16 protein-coding genes are annotated in these 17,500 nt (G+C 67.9%); 6 read left to right on the forward strand and 10 right to left on the reverse strand.

Annotation, left to right across the window (positions count from 1 at the left end; translation table 11 throughout):
- The coding region (locus QZX79_RS02080; RefSeq protein WP_294564008.1) for an LPXTG cell wall anchor domain-containing protein at positions 1 to 110 on the forward strand (110 nt) is incomplete at its 5' end.
- Positions 111 to 256: 146 nt separating this feature from the next.
- Positions 257 to 865: a flavodoxin family protein gene (locus QZX79_RS02085; RefSeq protein WP_294563980.1), complete on the forward strand. Its 609-nt coding sequence runs from the start codon at positions 257 to 259 to the stop codon at positions 863 to 865.
- A gap of 38 nt (positions 866 to 903) precedes the next feature.
- Here QZX79_RS02085 and QZX79_RS02090 read toward each other — a convergent pair whose 3' ends face one another.
- From QZX79_RS02090 to QZX79_RS02115, 6 genes are read right to left on the reverse strand one after another with little or no spacing between them, the layout of a single operon-like run.
- Complete coding sequence (locus tag QZX79_RS02090) at positions 904 to 1,587, reverse strand: 3-oxoacid CoA-transferase subunit B (RefSeq protein ID WP_294563982.1); 684 nt, start codon at positions 1,585 to 1,587, stop codon at positions 904 to 906.
- Entirely contained in the window at positions 1,584 to 2,300 is a 717-nt protein-coding gene (locus QZX79_RS02095) for a 3-oxoacid CoA-transferase subunit A (protein ID WP_294563984.1), read from the reverse strand. Before QZX79_RS02095 ends, QZX79_RS02090 begins: the two co-directional genes overlap by 4 nt.
- Positions 2,301 to 2,307: 7 nt before the next feature.
- Positions 2,308 to 3,510: a thiolase family protein gene (locus QZX79_RS02100; RefSeq protein ID WP_294563986.1), complete on the reverse strand. Its 1,203-nt coding sequence runs from the start codon at positions 3,508 to 3,510 to the stop codon at positions 2,308 to 2,310.
- Positions 3,507 to 4,520 carry a 3-hydroxyacyl-CoA dehydrogenase gene (locus QZX79_RS02105; protein WP_294563988.1) on the reverse strand — a complete coding sequence of 338 codons (1,014 nt, stop codon included), beginning with the start codon at positions 4,518 to 4,520 and terminating at the stop codon, positions 3,507 to 3,509. Before QZX79_RS02105 ends, QZX79_RS02100 begins: the two co-directional genes overlap by 4 nt.
- Entirely contained in the window at positions 4,517 to 5,815 is a 1,299-nt protein-coding gene (locus QZX79_RS02110) for an iron-containing alcohol dehydrogenase (protein ID WP_294563989.1), read from the reverse strand. Before QZX79_RS02110 ends, QZX79_RS02105 begins: the two co-directional genes overlap by 4 nt.
- 3 nt (positions 5,816 to 5,818) lie before the next feature.
- On the reverse strand, positions 5,819 to 7,312 hold the full coding sequence (locus QZX79_RS02115) for an NAD-dependent succinate-semialdehyde dehydrogenase (RefSeq protein WP_294563991.1): 1,494 nt from the start codon (positions 7,310 to 7,312) through the stop codon (positions 5,819 to 5,821).
- Positions 7,313 to 7,434: 122 nt separating this feature from the next.
- On the opposite strand from QZX79_RS02115, the gene QZX79_RS02120 reads away from it, so the two are divergent.
- Positions 7,435 to 8,127, forward strand: coding sequence for a GntR family transcriptional regulator (locus tag QZX79_RS02120; protein ID WP_294563993.1), 693 nt, complete (start codon positions 7,435 to 7,437; stop codon positions 8,125 to 8,127).
- Between the two features lie 86 nt (positions 8,128 to 8,213).
- Positions 8,214 to 9,956, forward strand: coding sequence for a sigma-54-dependent Fis family transcriptional regulator (locus QZX79_RS02125; protein ID WP_294563995.1), 1,743 nt, complete (start codon positions 8,214 to 8,216; stop codon positions 9,954 to 9,956).
- 100 nt (positions 9,957 to 10,056) lie between these two features.
- Here QZX79_RS02125 and QZX79_RS02130 read toward each other — a convergent pair whose 3' ends face one another.
- From QZX79_RS02130 to QZX79_RS02145, 4 genes are all read right to left on the reverse strand, one after another.
- Complete coding sequence (locus QZX79_RS02130; RefSeq protein WP_294563996.1) at positions 10,057 to 11,130, reverse strand: ABC transporter permease; 1,074 nt, start codon at positions 11,128 to 11,130, stop codon at positions 10,057 to 10,059.
- Complete coding sequence (locus tag QZX79_RS02135) at positions 11,127 to 13,685, reverse strand: ATP-binding cassette domain-containing protein (RefSeq protein WP_294563997.1); 2,559 nt, start codon at positions 13,683 to 13,685, stop codon at positions 11,127 to 11,129. Before QZX79_RS02135 ends, QZX79_RS02130 begins: the two co-directional genes overlap by 4 nt.
- A 43-nt stretch (positions 13,686 to 13,728) precedes the next feature.
- Positions 13,729 to 14,451 carry an SDR family NAD(P)-dependent oxidoreductase gene (locus QZX79_RS02140; RefSeq protein ID WP_294563999.1) on the reverse strand — a complete coding sequence of 241 codons (723 nt, stop codon included), beginning with the start codon at positions 14,449 to 14,451 and terminating at the stop codon, positions 13,729 to 13,731.
- 83 nt (positions 14,452 to 14,534) lie between these two features.
- Positions 14,535 to 15,689 (reverse strand): substrate-binding domain-containing protein, encoded by a 1,155-nt coding sequence (locus tag QZX79_RS02145; protein ID WP_294564001.1) that lies wholly within the window; start codon positions 15,687 to 15,689, stop codon positions 14,535 to 14,537.
- 314 nt (positions 15,690 to 16,003) lie between these two features.
- On the opposite strand from QZX79_RS02145, the gene QZX79_RS02150 reads away from it, so the two are divergent.
- Both QZX79_RS02150 and QZX79_RS02155 read left to right on the forward strand, forming a co-directional pair.
- Positions 16,004 to 16,918, forward strand: coding sequence for an alpha/beta hydrolase (locus QZX79_RS02150; protein WP_294564004.1), 915 nt, complete (start codon positions 16,004 to 16,006; stop codon positions 16,916 to 16,918).
- Between the two features lie 27 nt (positions 16,919 to 16,945).
- The coding region (locus tag QZX79_RS02155) for an NAD(P)/FAD-dependent oxidoreductase (protein WP_294564006.1) at positions 16,946 to 17,500 on the forward strand (555 nt) is incomplete at its 3' end.

The raw sequence follows: 17,500 nt of genomic DNA on the forward strand, positions 1-17,500 counted from the left end.
AGGAGACCGGGTCCAACACCGGCGCCCTGGCCCTCGGCGGTGGCCTCGTCCTGGCCGCAGCAGCAGGCGGAACCTACCTGGTCCGCCGCCGCAGCGCCGATCAGGCGTAATGCCTGAGCGCACAACCCGGAGCCGGGCCGGCTCATTCTGAGTCCACGCCCGGCACCACCGGCCACCGCAGTGTTTCCCCTCGCTGCGGTGGCCGGACCGTTTAACCTGAAAGTCTTCCCGCCGGCACTCTCCGGAAAGGACCGCCATGACCGAACTCTCCGCCGTCGCACTGATCTGCTCCCTCTCGCCCTCCCCTGCACCCTCGAGCAGCGATCGATTGGCCCGCCATGTCCTTGATCAGCTCGCCCTTCAGGGCGTCACCGGATCCACGGTGCGCGTCGTGGATTCCAACGTACTGCCCGGGGTGCAGACGGATATGGGCTCCGGCGACGACTGGCCCGCCATCCGGGCCCAGATCCTCGCTGCGGACATCCTGGTGCTCTCCACCCCCATCTGGATGGGCCACCCGTGCAGCATCGCCCAGCGGGTGGTGGAGCGACTTGACGCCGAGCTGTCCGAGACTGACGACGCGGGCCGCCCGACCATGTACCAGAAGGTGGGTGTGGTCGCCGTAGTGGGCAATGAGGACGGCGCCCACAAGACCATTGCCGACATGCTGCAGGCCCTGAACGACGTCGGCTTCAGCATCCCGGCCCAGGGCGGCACCTACTGGGTCGGAGAGGCGATGCAGACGGTCGATTACCTGGACCTCGACGCCGTCCCGGAGAAGGTGGCAGCCACCACGGCCGGAGTCGCCCGCAATGCCGCCCACCTCGCCCGCCTGCTCCGCGACAACCCCTATCCCGCCGGGTAACGCCCGGAGGGCTCCGACCCGCTCCGGGGCGGTCCCCGCTAGCCGGGCCGCCCGGCCGGCTTGTCCCCTGCCCGGGGGCGGGCGGCCGGCGGAAGCAGTGGGACATCGATCCGTGAGGCGAGTCCGGTGAACGGAACGCCGTAGGTTGCCCGGACCCGGACGCTGCCTGCGTCCAGGAGGAACACCGCCTCATTGGTGTAGACCCTGGTGACGCAGCCGATCCCGGTCAGCGGGTAGGAGCACCGCGGCACCAGTTTGGCCGTCCCGTCACGGTCGAAGAGGGACATCATGACCCAGACCTCCTTGGCTCCGGTGGCCAGGTCCATGGCGCCGCCGACGGCGGGAATGGCGTCTTCCGCCCCGGTGTGCCAGTTCGCGAGGTCCCCCGTGCCGGAGACCTGGAAGGCTCCGAGCACGCAGACGTCGAGATGCCCGCCGCGCATGATGGCGAACGAGTCGGCATGGTGGAAATAGGACGCGCCGGGCAGCTCCGTAACGGGAAGCTTCCCGGCGTTGATGAGATCGCCGTCGATCTGGTCCCCGGTGGCTGCCGGCCCCATGCCCAACATGCCGTTCTCGGTATGCAGGGTGATGTTCTGCTCGGGGGTTAGGTGGTCGGCGATCAGTGTCGGCTGCCCGATGCCCAGGTTGACATAGGAGCCGGGCGGTATGTCCCCTGCAATAAGCCGGGCAATCCCTCCACGGTCAAGTTTTCCGTTCACGGGGTGTCCACCCTCTCCAACCCGCCCCTCCCCTGAGCCGCGGCAGCGCGCCCGGGCTCCGCCGCGACGAGCACGTCGACGTAGATTCCCGGCGTGACAACGTGCTCGGGGTCGAGCTCTCCGGACTGAACCACCTCGGAGACCTGCACTATGGTGTGCCGCGCCGCCGCGGCCATGACCGGACCGAAGTTCCGTGCCGTCTTGCGGTAAATGAGGTTCCCCGAGCGGTCAGCCTTCAAAGCCTTGATGAGGGCGGCATCGGCATGGATGGGCGTCTCGAAGACGTAGCCCCGGCCGTCGATGACCCGGGTTTCCTTGCCCTCGGCCAGCATCGTCCCGTACCCGGTGGGCGTGAAGAAACCGCCAATGCCCGCGCCGGCTGCGCGGATCCGTTCCGCGAGGGTTCCCTGGGGAACGAGTTCCAACTCGATCTCTCCGGCGCGGTAGGCGGCGTCGAAGTGCCAGGAGTCGCTCTGCCGGGGAAAGGAACAAATGATCTTCCGGACCCTGCGTTCGCGGATCAGCACGGCAAGCCCGGCGTCCGCCTGCCCTGCGTTGTTGTTGACCACGGTGAGACCGGTGGTGCCAGAACGCAGCAGCGCGTCAATGAGGTCCATGGGCTGCCCGGCGTTGCCGAAGCCGCCGATCAGCACCGTGGCCCCGTCGGAGATGCCACGGATTGCATCGTCGGCCGTTGCGGCGATGAGAAGCATTGTCCTCCTACCGCCGCGTATTTTCGAGGACCACTGCGAGCCCCTGTCCGACGCCGATGCAGATGGCTGCCACGCCCCAGCGCTCGCCGCTGTCCTCCAACCTGCGGGCGAGGGTGCCCAGGATCCGGATGCCCGAGGCGCCCAGCGGATGACCGATGGCCGTGGCCCCGCCCCATGCGTTCACAATGCCGGGGTCGATCTTCCAGGCATCGATGCAGGCGAGGGACTGCGCGGCGAAGGCCTCGTTGAGTTCCACGGCCCCCACCTCGTTCCAGCCGACGCCGGCACGGGAAAGGGCCTGGTTTGCGGCTTCCACCGGGGCGAAGCCGAAGTACTGGGGTTCCAGCGCGAACGCCCCACGGCCGGCGATCCTGGCCAGGGGGTCGATTCCCAATCGGCTGCCGGCCGCTCCGCTGCCGATGATGGCCGCCGACGCCCCGTCATTGAGGGGTGAGGCGTTGCCGGCGGTGATCGTTCCGCCTTCGATGCCTTCGCCCGCGGGCCGGAAGACGGTACGCAGGCCGGCGAGGACGTCCACGGTGGTGGCTGGGCGGATGCTTTCATCCTGGACGAGGTCGGTGCCGGGAACCGGAACGACGAGGTTGTCGTACCGTCCCTCAGCCCAGGCGGCCGCGGCGAGCCCGTGCGATGCCGCGGCGAATTCGTCCTGCCGTTCCCGGCTGATCCCGTGGCGCTCGCGCAGCTGCTCGGTCGCCTCGCCCAGGGAGACCGTCCACTCCGTCGGCATGAGGTGGTTGACGAGCCGCCAGCCCAGCGTCGTGGAGGAGAGGGCGAGGTTGCCCGGCGGGTAGGGCTTTTCGGTCTTGGGCAGCACCCATGGCGCCCGGCTCATCGATTCGACCCCGCCGGCGAGGACTATGTCGGCGTCGCCGACGGCGACCGAGCGGGAGGCAGCCATGACGGCATCCAGGCTCGACCCGCACAGCCTGTTGACCGTGCTTCCCGGAATGGAGGTGGGCAGTCCGGCGAGCAGGGTGGCCATCCGTGCAACGTTGCGGTTTTCCTCGCCGGCGCCGTTGGCGTTGCCGAACGTCACCTCGTCAATGGATCCGGGGTCGAGGCCGGGCACCCGGTCGAGGGAAGCGCGGAGCACGTGGGCCGCGAGGTCGTCCGGACGGACTCCGGCAAGCCTGCCGCCGAACTTCCCGAAGGGAGTGCGGATCGAGTCATAGAGGTAGGCCTGGTTCACTTCGTGCTCCTTGTGCTGGAAGCCGGCGTCGTGGGGGCCGGCGGAGCCTCGTTGTGCTGCCCGGCTGCGGCATCCCACCGGGGTTTGAGCAGCAGAAGCTGCTCGTCGCGCCATTGGACGCGCCGCTCCCATTCTTCCAGCGGAAGCGCCGCCCGTCGTTCGGCCGCCACTGCCGCCACGAGGTCCGGGGTCCACGGATCGTGCTGACCGCGTTCGGCCCCCATCCGTTCGTAGGCCGGTCCCATCTTCCCGGCGTGCGAGGCGATGCCCCCGCGGGTGTTGAGGTCAACCGTCTCGAAGGGGCCCATGAAGCTCCACCGCCGGCCGAGGCCGCTGCGCATCACCTCGTCGATGTTTGCCGCTGTCGCTACGCCGTCGCGCACCAGGGCGTAGGCTTCGCGCAGGACGGCGCCCTGGAGCCGGTTGAAGAGGAAGCCCTCGACCTCCCTGCGCAGCAGCACCGGCCGGAGCCCGGCGCCGCGGTAGAGGGCTGCGGCCCTCTCCATAACCGCCGGGGACGTCACCGGAGAGGGAACGAGTTCGATGACCGGAAGCAGGTAGGGCGGGTTTCCGGGATGGGCGACGATCAGCCGGTCCGCCGTGTCCAGGCCTTCGGCGATGGTGCTGGGCACGAGGGCCGAGCTCGAACTGGCGAGGATGGCACCGGCAGGCGCTGCGGTTTCGACGGCGGCGAAGAGTTCACGCTTCAGCTCGATCTGTTCCGGGGCACACTCCTGGACGAGTTCGGCGTCGGCCACGGCCTCGGCGAGCCCGGGATGGAAGGACACCCGCTCCGCGACGACTGCGGCCGTGGCGGACAGCAGGCCGTGGCCGGCGAGCTGGTCGAGCCGTTCGGCGAGTTCGGCGGACGCCCTGTCGAAGGCCTCGGGGAACGCGTCCCAGACGCGGACCCGGAATCCGGCATCGGCAAAGAGCACCGCAAACGCCACGCCGATAGAGCCGGCGCCGACGACCGCGACGACACGAGGCAGCCCTTCGCGAGACGTCATCCCACGACCCACCAGGAACGGTCATCCGCGTAGGCCCGTTCCAGAATCGCGACGATACGCTCCCGGGTCAGCTCCCTCGGGTTGTTGGCCGTGAGCCGGGTGGCGAGCATCGCCTGGTCCGCGACAAAGTCAAAGTCCCCGGGGTCGAGGCCGAGGGTCTTGAGGTCAAGCGGCGCGCCGAGGGCGGCGAGCAGTTCCTCGACCCGGACGATGCCCGTGCGGGCCTGGTCGAGCTCCGCGTCGGCCGGATCGGCGACGCCGAAGATCCGCCCGATCTCGGCGAACTCCGGGACCCGCTCCGGGAGGTTGAAGCGCATGACGTAGGGCAGCAGTGCGCTGATTCCGAAGCCGTGGGGGGTGTGCGTCAGGTTCCCGATGGCGCCCTGGATGGCGTGCGCCCCGGCGGTGCCGGCAGTGTTGATCGCCATGCCGGCGTTGTAGGCGGCGAGCATGGTGTCCGAGCGCGCCTCAAGGTTGGAGGGGTCCGCAGCGACGGCTTCGAGCGAGGTGTTGAGCAGGTGCAGGCCGTTGCGGGCGAACATGTCGGCCAGCCGGTTCTTGCCGACGTACAACTTCGTGTCGATGTCCTCCGGGGTCGGCCGCTTCACCCGCCCGGTGAAGGTCTCGATGAGATGTGACAGTGCGTCGGCCCCGGTCGCGGCGGTCAGGCCCGGCGGGCAGCTCAGCGTCAGCTCGGGATCGATTACCGCGGCGAAGGGCTCCAGGAAGGGGCTGGCGACGCCGACCTTCATCCCCTTTTCGCGGTCGAAGACAACCGAAACGCACGTAACCTCCGCGCCGGTTCCACCGGTGGTGGGAACGGTGATCACGGGAAGGCCGGGGCCGGGGACCAGAAATTCACCATAGTAGTCGCGCACGTCCCCCTCGTTGGCCAGCACCACCGCGACCACCTTGGCCAGGTCCATGCAGGAGCCCCCGCCGATTCCGAGGATTGCGTCGACCTCGCTGCCGCGGAACTGCATGGCAACGTCGACGATGTTCTCGCGGGGCAGGTCGGGCTCGGCCTCAGCATAGATGGAGACCTCGGTCCCCTTGGCGCGGATGCCCTCGATGATCTCGAGGAAATCCGAGCTCTGCGCCATGCGGGCGTCGGTCGTCACCAACAGGTGCCTGGCGATTCCCGCGACGAGGAAGGGCAACTGGTGGCGCTGGCCGGGCCCGAAGAGCACCGTCTTCGGCTGGCGCAGCAGTCCGAGGGTTGCCGCGGGTTCGACGGCGCCACCGGAGGATTTCGGGCCGGTCGTGGAGCCGGGAGCCGGAGAGAGGGTGCTCATCGCTTATTCAAGTCCTTTGGTCTCATCGACGGTGATGGCGAGGTATTTGGGTTCGAGGTATTCATAGATGGCGTCGTGCCCGCCTTCGCGGCCGAGGCCGGAGGCCTTCACGCCTCCGAAGGCGGCCGCCGGGTCGGCCATGATGCCCCGGTTGATGCCGACCATGCCGGAGTCGAGGCTTTCGCTGACAGCCAAGGCGCGGGAGAGGTCCCTGGTGAAGACGTAGGCCGCCAGGCCGTATCGGGTGTCGTTGGCAACCTGCACCGCCTCCGCCGTCGAGTCCACTGTGTAGATGGTGGCGATGGGGGCAAACAGCTCCTGATTGCAGACTTCGTTGTCCCTGTCATTCACCTTGAAGACAGTCGGCTGGTAGAAGTAGCCGCCGCCCTCGACGGCGGAGCCGCCCGTGAGCAGTTCGGCGTCGATGGCCTTCAGGGACTCCACCAGCCCCGCGACGGTGTCGCGCTGCGTGGCGGAGATGATCGGCCCAACCTCTGTGCCCTCGTCGAAGCCGTCGCCCACGCGCAGCTTCTGCGTCAGCCCGACAAACTTGCGCGTGAACTCCTCGGCCACCGCCGAGTGCACGATGATCCGGTTGGCGGCGACGCAGGCCTGGCCCGCGTTGCGGAACTTACTGATGATCGCCTGCTGTGCGGCCAGGTCGATGTCGGCGTCCTCGAGGACGACGAACGGACCGTCGCCGCCGAGCTCCATCGAGGCGTTCACGATCCCCGGGGCGGCCTGCTGCAGGAGGGTGCTGCCGACCCCCGTCGAGCCGGTGAAGCTCACCTTGCGCAGCCGCGGGTCCGCCATCACCGCGGCCGACACGTCAGCTGAGCGGGTCGTGTGAAGGAGGTTGACGACGCCCGGCTGGAATCCGGCATCGTGAAGGGTTTCCACAAAAAGCGAGCACGTCAGCGGAGTCTCCTTCGCGGACTTCACGACGACGGTGCAGCCCGCGGCCAGCGCGGCGCCAGCCTTCCGGGCGATCATGAGCAGGGGAAAATTCCACGGTGTGATGAGCAGGCTCGGTCCAACCGGCTGGTAGGTGGTGACGACCCGGTACCCTCCCGGGGAGCCCGAGGCGTAGGTCCCATGGAGGTGCGCCACCTGCTCGGCGTACCAGAGGAAGAAGTCCGCCGAAAGCTGGAACTCGCTGCGCGCCTCGGCCAGCGGCTTGCCGCTCTCGATCGTCATGGTCTCGGCGATGGCGTCCGCCCGGCTGAGCAGCAGGGAATGCGCCCGGTGGAAGAGGTTCGCCCGTTCCCGCGGGGCCACCCGGCGCCAGGCCTCCTGCGCGCCGGCGGCTGCGTCCAGGGCGGACAGCGCCTCGGCCGCACCTCCGTCGGCAACCTGCGCGACGACGGTGCCGGTGGAGGGGTTGATCACGTCGAAGGTTGACGGTGCGTTCCGCCAGACCCCATCGATGTACAGGCCCACCGGCACCGAGTGGCCGCGCAGGTTCACCCTGCCCTCGGTCGAAGTCAAAGTCGTCATTTTCTCTCCCTCTCGCCGGCATACGTCCTCGGGTAATCTCGTATTAGCGTACGATCGTGGACCAGCCGGAAGGCCGGGATGCATCAAGTTGAGACAGTCGGACGGAACCCGGAAAAGAGCCAATGCGAACGAACTTGAAGGTTGAACGCCATGCCGCTCCGCTTCGCCAGCAGGTGGTGCGGCTGATCCGCGAGGACATTCTCGAAGGGGTGCTTGCCCCGGGCAGCCGCCTCCTGGAGAGCGCGATGTGCGAGTCCTACGGTGTCTCCCGCACGGTCATCCGGGAGGCGCTGCGCCAGCTGGAGACTGAAAGCCTGATCACGATGGTTCCCAACCGCGGGCCCATCGTCACCGTGCTGTCCCGGCGGGACATCGAGTCTCTCTACGAGGTGCGCCGGTCCCTTGAGGGGCTTGCCGGCGAACTGTTCGCTCTGCATGCCAGTGCCGAACAGGCGGCAGCGCTAACCTCTCTCATCATGGCGATGGAGTCCGACTACCTCCATGGCTCGGTGGAGTCACGGGAGGCCAGCAAGGAGGAGTTCTACGCCCTGCTGCTCGCCGGTGCGGGCAATCCCGTTCTCGACAGCAGCCTGAGGGGAATCCATACGCGCATTGGCCTGTTCCGCCGCTATGCCTTCATCGATGAGGAACGGGTGGCCATCTCGATGCAGGAGCTGCGCCGCGTGGTCCGGGCGGCCGCTGTGGAGCGAGATCCCAATGCCGCACGGGCCGCCTGTGAGCACCACATCCGGTTGGCCGGCGAACTCGCCGTCATCGAGTACTCGAAGCGCCTCGGCGCCGAAGTGCCGCTCTAGCGCTAATACGATAATACTAGTAATCTCCTAGCACGATTGGTCCATGGTTCTCAACGACGAGGCGCGCAGTGCCGACGGGTGGAACGGTGGGCATACCCGAGGAGTACATCGTTCCCATGCATTCAGACGCCAAGGTGCAAGAGGTCAAGAACACCATCGCCCCGCCGGACCGGACCGTCCGCCTGCTCAACCCTGATCTAGTGAAGTCATGGCAGCGGTCGCAGGCGGCCATCGGGGCCCCCGGCAACATCCGCGATGTTCCGCAGGTTCCCGAGGATGTCCTCGACCTGCACCTCCTTGACATGTTCCAGGCCCCACTGACCCGGGTGTCGGACGAGCTTATTGGAACCGGCCTCGGACTGCTCCTCGCCGACGCGCAGGGGCGCATCCTGCAGCGCTGGTCCCATGACCACGACGCACTCGCTTACCTGGACCGGCTTGGCACGGTGCGCGGGGCGGTGCTTTCCGAGGACGCTGTGGGCACTAACGGGGTCGGCACCGTCATTGCCACCGGCAAGTGCGTGCAGGTGTCCGGGACCGAACACTTCGCCGACTTCTACAGCAACGCGGTATGCACCGGCGCCCCGGTCCACCACCCCCTGACCGGCAAGCTCCTTGCGGTCGTCACCATCTCCAGCGGCATTTTCGAACGCAGCGGGCTATTGAAGCCCCTGATCCGTTCGGTGACGTCGCAGCTCGAGCAGCAGGTGCTCGACGTCGAGCAGCCCGCGGCCCGCAGGATGCTCGCTTCCTTCCTTGAGCGGACGAGTTCGCATGCGGGACCGGTTGTAGCCTTCGGCCCGCAGGGCCTCGTGATGCAGAGCCAGGAGGCAGGCCGCCTGACAGTGGCCGATCTCGACCTGATCCAAGCCTCTTCCGAGCCGCGCAGGAGCGGCAGCTTCGCCCTCGAACTCTCCACGGGAACCGCGACGGTGAAGGTCACGGCCCTCGACGACGGAGCCGGCACGGTGGTCGCCATCGAGCGAGAGCGCAGGAGTGCTCCAACGAATTCCAGCCCGCCCCGGCCCTCGCTCATCGGCCGCGCCCCGGATTGGCTGGCGGCGGTCCATCAGGTGGCCCGCCACCGCGGCTCCCGGCGTCCGTTGATCATCGCCGGGGAACCGGGGACGGGCAAGGCGTCGTTGGCGCTGGGACTGCCATTCCGCCCGGGCACGGCGCACTCGCAGTCGCTTGTCACCGACGCGGCCGAGCGGCACCTGCTGGGCAGCCGGAAGTGGCTGGGCAAGGTGGCGGAACGGCTCGGCTCCTCCACGCCGGTGACCGTGCGCGGCATCGAAACGCTCGACGGCCAGTCCCTTGACGGCTTGAAGTCGGTCCTGGAGAACACCGCCGGCCGCGGGCCGGTGCTGCTCACTCTCTCTGCGGCGTCGCCGGAGGAAGCAGAGGTGCTCGGGGGACGGCTCGGCCTGCCCGTGGTGTGGGTGCCGCCGCTTCGCGACAGGATCGCGGACCTGCCGTCTCTCTGGCGCGTCTTCACTGAACGGACCGCCCCCGGCGCCCGGCTCGACCTGCGCCCGGAGACGCTTGAGGTGCTCAAGGGCTACCGTTGGCCCGGCAATCTCAAGGAGCTCCGGGGCACCATCGAGCACCTGTCCATCACCGGCAAGCGCGGCGCTGTGCTCCCCGGGGATCTTCCACCGGTCATGCAGGGCGCCCGGGCGCTGTCGATGATCGAACGGGTCGAACTGGAAGCGATCCGCAAGGCGTTGCAGGAGGCCGACGGCAACCGCTCCAAGGCCGCCGAGATCCTCGGACTCTCACGGGCGACGGTGTACCGCAAAATGAAGGCCTATCGGCTGACCGCTTGAGGCCATGGGAGCCGGCGGGCCGCGGGCGGGCAATCTTCTCGGTCATGTGGATCACGATCCAGCGCAGACTGGGCGTCCGGCCGTCCCGGGGGCCGGGCGTTTACGCACCTGAGGCGCCGCGGTCGACACCGTCCGGAGCCCCGGATGCAGCCCGCCGGGCAGCCCGGCGGCGGGACAAAGCCGGCAGCATCTCACGGGCCAGCACAACCGTGATCAGCACGGCGGCCTGGGCGATCAGCTGCATCGCGTCCTGCCAGCCCATCGAACGGAACAGCTGCCCGAGCTGGGTTAGGAACAACGCGGCGACGCCGGTGGCCGCAACGCTTGCGAGCCCGCCCGTCAGCGCGGTTCCCCCCAGCACCACGGCGGCGACCGAGGGCAGCAGGTAGGACTCGCCAAGGAACAGTGCCGGCGTCTTGACATAGCCGGCCAGCAGCACGCCGCCTGCCCCGTAGCACAGTCCCGCGAAACCGTAGGCCACCATCTTGTAGGCGTTGACCCGGACACCCAGGGCCGCGGCGGCGCGCTCACTCACTCCGACTGCCGTGAGCCTGCGGCCGACGATCAGCCGCTGCGTCACCAGCGCCGCAATGCCGACAATGCCCACAGCGATGAGCAGCGTATTGGGGATGCCGAAGGTACGGCTGAGGGCAAAGCGGTTGAGTGCATCCGGAGCGCCCGACGGTGTTCCGTCGGCAAGGAAAAACACCGTGCCGAGCAGCACAGCGTTCATGCCGAGGGTCACCACCAGGGGCATCACCCGAAAGACCGTGACCAGCAGTCCGTTGACCAGTCCCACGAGGCCGGGACCGGCGACGCCGGCGACCACCGCGGCCCACAGCGGCCAGCCGTGGCTCTGCGGCAGCCCTGTGGCGAGGACCGCGGCGAGCGCGATCATGCCCGGAACCGAAAGGTCGAGGCCGCGCTGCTGGACCACGAGGGTCTGCCCGGCGGCGATGATCGCGAGCACAGCGGCGAAGGGCAGCATGCTCAGCAGCGGGGCGGCGCCGAGGCTGCCGGGCGCGATGATGGGGCTCAGGGCAAAGAGGAGCACGGTGGCCACGGCGATGCCTGTTCCGCTGCCCGAGAGCATGCGCCGCCAGGCGGCTTCCGGGCGGTCCCGATCCTGCACCGGCGCGGCGGGGCGGCCGATAAGGTCTTTGGTGGTGGTCATGACGCCTTCCTTACTGAAGAGGTTCCCCGCGAACGGCGGAACTGGGCGTAGAGCACGGCCGCCGTAAGGGTGATCAGGCCGGGAAGCCAGTAGGACCAGGCCTGGGAGAGCCCGAGAAACGGCGAGACGTTGAGCACCTGCTGAACGAGCAGCGCCGCGGCGAGGACGCCGATGAAGGAACCCCGCCCGCCGAAGATGCTCGCACCGGCCAGGACGACGACGGTGACTGAGGCCAACGTGTACGAAAGGGACGGCCTCCCATCGCCGATCCCGATCTGGGCCATCATGATGACGGCGGCGGGCAGGACGAGCGCTGAGCACAGCACGTAGGAGAGGAACTGGGTGCGCTTGACCCGGATGCCGAGCCGCCCGGCCGCGTCAATGCGGGATCCCACGGCGCGCAGCTCCACGCCCCACCGGGTGCGGCGCAGTGCCACCTCGAGCGCCAGCAGCACGAGGACGGCGACGATCGTCACCACGGGAACGATCCCGATCCGGGCTTGGATCTGCTCGGCGACACCGCTGAAGATGATGCCCCCGGGGGTGCTCCGGAGTGCGAGGTAGGTACCCTGCAGCGCCATGTACATGGCGAGGGTGACCACGACGGGATTGATGTTGAACCGGGTCACCAGGAGTCCGTTGATGACCCCGGTGCCGACCGCCCCGACGGCCATCAGGCCAAGACCCAGATAAAGGTTGCCTCCGTCGACGATCCAGAAGGATGCGAGGACCACAAGGAAGCCCATCAGCGGGCCCACGGAGAGGTCAAAGCCCGAGCCCAGCACGACCACCTGCTGGGCCGCCCCGACGAAAAGCAGCGGCGCGGCCATCAGAAGCAGGTTATTGAGGTTGAACGCACCGAAGTAGGAGGGGCTGGTCGCCGCGACAACCACCCCGAGGAGGAGGAACATGGCGGCCAGGACGGCGGCGGGAGAGGAGTCCCCGCGGAGCCAGCGACGCAGCTTCACCCCGCGGGCGGCCTTATCCGCGTCGGTGCGTTCCCGCACCGTCGTCGAGGTCAGGGCGGCCCGGGCGATGGCGGCCTCCGTGACGTCCCCTCCCGTCAGCTCCGAAACGACCTCGCCGCGCGACAAGATGAGGACCCGGTCGCAGAGCCCCTCGAGTTCCACCCCGTCGGAGGAGAGGATTACCACCGCGGCGCCGGCGTCGGCGGCACCGCGCAGGATGCCGTAAATGTCGACCCGGGCACCGGCGTCCACACCCTGGGTGGGCTCCTCGGCAAGGAGCACCGCCGGCTCGGCGAGGAGCGTGCGCGCCAGCACGACCTTCTGCTGGTTCCCTCCGGAGAGGGAGGAGATGGGCGTGCGCGGTGACGGGGTCTTCACCGAGAGCCGGCGGATCTGGTCCGCGGCGACGGCAAGGACCCGCCGCTCGCGCACGAGCCCTCCCCGGGAGACCCCGGGAAGGGTCTTCGCCGAGATGTTCTCGGCGACCGAGAGCGGCAGGAACACGCCTTCACCGTGCCGGTCGGCCGGCACATAGACCACGCCGGCCCGTGCTGCGGCCGCATTGCTGCCGGGCGGAACGGTCCTGCCGGCGACGGCGATGCCTCCGGCCGCCGGTTCGAGGCCGGCAAGGGCACGGATCAGCTGGGCCTGGCCGTTGCCCTGCACCCCGGCGAGTCCGACGATCTCCCCTGCTTTTACGGTGAAACTCACATTGTGGAAATCCGTGCCGTCCAGTCCGCTCACGCTCAGCCGGTCCTCGGTTCCGACGGTTCCGGCCGCCGAACCCTTGGGTGGAAACACGGTGTCGAGGGTGCGGCCGATGACGAGTTCGATGATCTGCTGTTCGTCGACCTCGTCGGCGTCGAACGTTCCGCGGACCAACCCGTCCCGCAGCACGGTGATCCGGTCGGCAATCTGCTTCACCTCGGGGATGCGGTGCGAGATGTAGACGACCGCTGTGGACCGGGCCGCGAGCCCGCGGACTGTGCGGAAGAGTTTCTGGACCTCGTCAAGGCTGAGGTGTTCGGTCGGTTCGTCGAGAATCAACACCTTCGGCTCAAGCGCGAGGGCCTTGGCGATCTCGACGATGAAGCGCTGCTCCACCGAGAGGTCGGAGACGCGGGTGCGGGCGTCAATGCCCATCTCCCACTTGTCGAGCTCCTTCTGGGACCACGCGGCTGCCCGCCCGAGCCCGCCCACGCGCCGGTACCCGACGCCGACTGCCATGTTCTCCGCGACCGTGAGATCGGGCAGCAGCGCCGGATCCTGCCGGACGATGCCGAGCCCGAGCCGGCGGGCCTCACCGGGCGAGGACGACTCCAGGCGCACTCCTCCGATGTGCACGGTGCCGGCATCGGGCATCAGGGCGCCCGAGGCGACGGCCATCAGGGTGGACTTGCCGGCACCGTTCTCACCGACGAGGGCATGCACCTCGCCGGCGAGCACCTTGAGGGTGACGTCGGTGAGCGCGCGGACGCCGGTGAAGGTCTTGACGATGCCGTCGAGGGCCAGGACGGCCGGGCCGAAGCGGCTGGCGCCATTCGACCCGGGAAGGGTTGGTACATCGAACAGATCGGGGTTTGTCACCGCGGCAACTCCTTTATGGTCCGGTGGTGCGGGGCCTGGCCGGCTATTGGGCGAGGTATCCGCCGTCAATAACGAGTTCGGAGCCCGTTACGAAGCTCGACTCGTCCGAGGCGAGGAAAAGGATGCCGTTGGCGATTTCGCTGGGCTGGCCCGCGCGTCCCATCGGGGTCATGGAAACGACGAATTCGTTCACCTCGGGGTCCTGGGCGTCGGTGAGCGGGGTGACAATGAAGCCCGGATGAACCGAGTTCACGCGCACATTCTCCTTGGCGTAGGTGATGGCCGCGCTCTTGGACATGTTCCGCACGGCGCCCTTGGTTGCGTGGTACGCGTGCGCTCCGGAGACGGCGACGCTGCCCCAGATGGAGGACACATTGATGATTGACCCCCCGCCCTGGGCGACCATGTGCGGGATGACGTCACGCATGCCCAGCCAGGTTCCGGTCTGGTTCACGGCGACGACGTGGTTCCAGTCGGCGAGGTTGAGCTCGTGCAGCGTGTCATACGCGATGATGCCCGCGTTGTTGACGAGGACGTCGACCCGGCCGTGTTCGGCAATGACATCGGCGATCACCCGTTGCCAGTGTTCTTCCTGTGCCACGTCGAGCTGGTGGTACTGGATGCCCTCGTCGAAGGTGGGGTCCTCGGCGGCACGGCCGGTCGCGATGACCGTCGCTCCTTCCCGGGCGAACGTCTCGGTGATCGAGCGCCCGATGCCGCGGCAGGCGCCTGTGACGATGGTGACTTTGCCTTTGAGGCGGTTCATGATGGCTCCGGTTCTGGGATGTGGGTGGAATAGGGTGCGGTTTCGGGCCGGCCGGCCCGGAACCGCGGTGCTGGGGCGAAGGGTTACTTGAAGAGTTTCTTGAGGGAATCGACCGTCAGCCCCGAGGAGAGGATGGCGTCCGGCGGCAGGTCCTTCTCGCACTTGGGCTGCAGGTCCGGGTTGGTGGAGTCCTCGATGATTTCGAGGTTGTAGATGGAAGGCTCGTCGTTGGGCAACCCGTTGGCCGCTGCGAGGCCCTTGTGGAGGGCCGCGGAGACGATCCAGTTGCGCGAGGACTCCGTGGCGATCTGGTAGCTGGGCTCGCTGTCCTTGTGCTCGTACCAGAGGCAGGCGAACTCATTGGAGTCGTTGGCCGACCAGGCCGGCAGTGGTTTGTTCGCGGCCTGGAAGGCGCGGATACCGCCGACTGAGCCACCTCCGTAGTCGGCGACGATGCCGTCGATCTCGCCGTACTTGGTGATCAGTCCGGCGACCACCTGCTGGGTTTTGCCTGGCTCCCAGTCCGTCGCGACAGGCCCGTCCTCATTGAGCAGTGTGATGCCGGGGTTCGCCGCGGCGACCTCCTTCACCCCGTCGAAGACGCCCTGCGAGTAGGAGTTGCCCGCAATCCCACCCAGCATGACGAGGTTTCCCTCTCCGCCCATCGCGTCGATGGTCCACTGGGCAAGGTTCTTGCCGTAGGTGGCGACGTCCTCGGCAACGAAGTCGACGTAGTCCGTTCCGGGGGTACCGCCGGGCGAGCCGACATAGGGGACCACCTTCACGCCGGCGTCGGTCGCCTTCTTGATGGTGGGCAGGAGCGCCTCTCCGCCGTCGACGAAGGTCACAATGACGTCGACGTCCTGGGCGACAAGCGAATTGATGTCGGAGATGGCCTTCTGGGTGTCACCTTGGGCGTCCGTGTACAGCACATCGGTGATGTTGGGGCACTTCGCGGCTTCCTCTTCGAAGATCGCGCGGGTGATCTTCCGCCAGGAGTTGCCGCCAAAGCCGTCGGCGAGCGCGACCTTCAGGTCCTCCTCGCCGCAGAACTCGCTGATGTCCTGAAGGTCGCCCTGGACGCCGACGTCCCCAACGGTGACCTCGCCGCCGCCGGATCCCGAGTCCGCCCCTGCCGCCGCATCATCGCTGCTGGACAACGAACCGGTCGAACAACTGGCCAACGGAAGAGCGGCTAGCAGTGCTGCGGCCGCCAACGCTGATTTCTTCGAGAACATTGAGTCTTCCTTCTGATGAGTGGTTCCGGAGGCCCTGCCGGACGGATCTGGGCCTTTTCGGTGTGGACTGCGGCGAAGGACCGCCGGGTTGCCGGCGGCTCGCCGTCGTCCTTGACGGGTTTGCTGCCGGGTGTCTGCGGAGCTTCTGAGGGTTGGACTGCAGGCCGTGTGTCTGGCCTGTCTACGAGTGTTGGGCACCCGCTCCCCGGCTCGACGACTCAGCCTGAGACACCGGTGCATCATTTTGCGACAACCGCTTCACGGGCGGATCCGCGCGTCCATTCTTGAACGGTCCCGACTTTTGAGGAGCTCTCATGCCATCGAATCAACCGACCGATCTGCTCGGTGAAATGTATGCCCAGTGGACCACCGAGTTTTCCGCCAACCCCGGAATTTCCCTCCAGCTGACCCGCTGGATTTTCGAGGACTGGCAGCGCGCAACGGCCGAGCCCGAGGACGTCACCTACCGCACTACGGTTATCGGGGGTGTGCGGGGGATCCTGATTTCCCCGCTCGACGCCGACCGCGGTCAGGTCCTCCTGGTGCTCCATGGAGGGGGGTTCGCCCTCGGGTCGGCCTCAAGCCACCGCAAGCTCGCCGGACACCTGGCCAAGGCGTGCGGCGTCAGTGCGTTCGTCGTCGACTTCCGCCTCGCCCCCGAGGACCCGTACCCCGCCCAGATCGACGACGCCCAGGCCGTGTACCGGGCATTTGTCGCCGAGGGCATCCGGCCCGGGGACATTACGCCTGTCGGCGACAGCGCCGGTGCGAGCATCGCCATCGCCTTGGTGCTCCGGCTCCTCCAGGCCGGCGAAGCCCACCCGGAGCGGGTCATCACCATGTCGCCGTGGCTCGACATGGAGAACTCCGGCGCGACGATCGAGACGAACAACGACACCGACTTCCTCATCACCCGCGAGGGCCTGCAGGGCAACATCGACCGCTACCTTTCGGGCGGGGCCAGCCCCACCGATCCGCTGGTCAACCCCCTGTACGCCGACTTCACCGGCTTCCCGGCCCTCTACATCAACGTGTCCGACACGGAGTCCCTCTACGCCGACGCCGAGCGCCTCCGCAAGCTCACTGAACACGCCGGAGTGGACGTGACCTTCTCGGTCGGCCCCGGCATGCAGCACGTCTACCCCCTCCAGGCGGGACACCTCCCCGAGGCCGACGCCGAAATCGCGAACATCGCCGCCTGGTACCGCTCCGGCCGGGCCGACGGCTAATCCCTACCCCTCGAAAGGAACACCTCCATGACCGAGAATTCCCAGACCCCAGAGCGCCCGGCAGCGACGCCGGGATCGGATTACGACGCCATTGTCATCGGGGCCGGCTTCTCCGGCCTCGCCGTCCTCCATCACCTGCGGGAGATTGGGCTGAAGACGCTTGTGGTCGACGGAGCCGACGGCATCGGCGGCACCTGGTGGAGCAACCGCTACCCAGGAGTCCGCACCGACAGCGAGTACAGCTACTATTCCTTCTCCTTCTCCAAGGAGGTCCGCGAGGAATGGGACTGGACGGAGCGCTACCCCTCCGGCGCCGAGGTGCTCCGCTACCTCAACTTCGTGGCCGACCGGCTGGACCTGCGCAGGGACATCCAGCTCAACCGCCGCGTCGATTCCACGGTGTACGACGAGGCTTCCAACCGCTGGACCGTGAACTTCGCCGATGGCACCAAACTCACAGCCAAGTACGTGGTCAGCGGCATGGGCGTGCTCTCCCAGGCGATCTACCCCGACATCCCAGGCATCGACTCGTTCAAGGGCGAGAAGTTCCATACGGCGCACTGGCCGCGCGGTGGGGCCCCA

The organism is uncultured Arthrobacter sp., from assembly GCF_902805515.1.
Lineage (GTDB): Bacteria > Actinomycetota > Actinomycetes > Actinomycetales > Micrococcaceae > Arthrobacter_D.

Coding starts and splice junctions, on each gene's coding strand:
- QZX79_RS02085 (WP_294563980.1), top strand. CDS start 257: ATGACCGAACTCTCCGCCGTCGCACTGATCTGCTCCCTCTCGCCCTCC.
- QZX79_RS02095 (WP_294563984.1), bottom strand. CDS start 2,300: ATGCTTCTCATCGCCGCAACGGCCGACGATGCAATCCGTGGCATCTCC.
- QZX79_RS02105 (WP_294563988.1), bottom strand. CDS start 4,520: ATGACGTCTCGCGAAGGGCTGCCTCGTGTCGTCGCGGTCGTCGGCGCC.
- QZX79_RS02110 (WP_294563989.1), bottom strand. CDS start 5,815: ATGAGCACCCTCTCTCCGGCTCCCGGCTCCACGACCGGCCCGAAATCC.
- QZX79_RS02115 (WP_294563991.1), bottom strand. CDS start 7,312: ATGACGACTTTGACTTCGACCGAGGGCAGGGTGAACCTGCGCGGCCAC.
- QZX79_RS02120 (WP_294563993.1), top strand. CDS start 7,435: ATGCGAACGAACTTGAAGGTTGAACGCCATGCCGCTCCGCTTCGCCAG.
- QZX79_RS02130 (WP_294563996.1), bottom strand. CDS start 11,130: ATGACCACCACCAAAGACCTTATCGGCCGCCCCGCCGCGCCGGTGCAG.
- QZX79_RS02140 (WP_294563999.1), bottom strand. CDS start 14,451: ATGAACCGCCTCAAAGGCAAAGTCACCATCGTCACAGGCGCCTGCCGC.
- QZX79_RS02145 (WP_294564001.1), bottom strand. CDS start 15,689: ATGTTCTCGAAGAAATCAGCGTTGGCGGCCGCAGCACTGCTAGCCGCT.
- QZX79_RS02150 (WP_294564004.1), top strand. CDS start 16,004: ATGCCATCGAATCAACCGACCGATCTGCTCGGTGAAATGTATGCCCAG.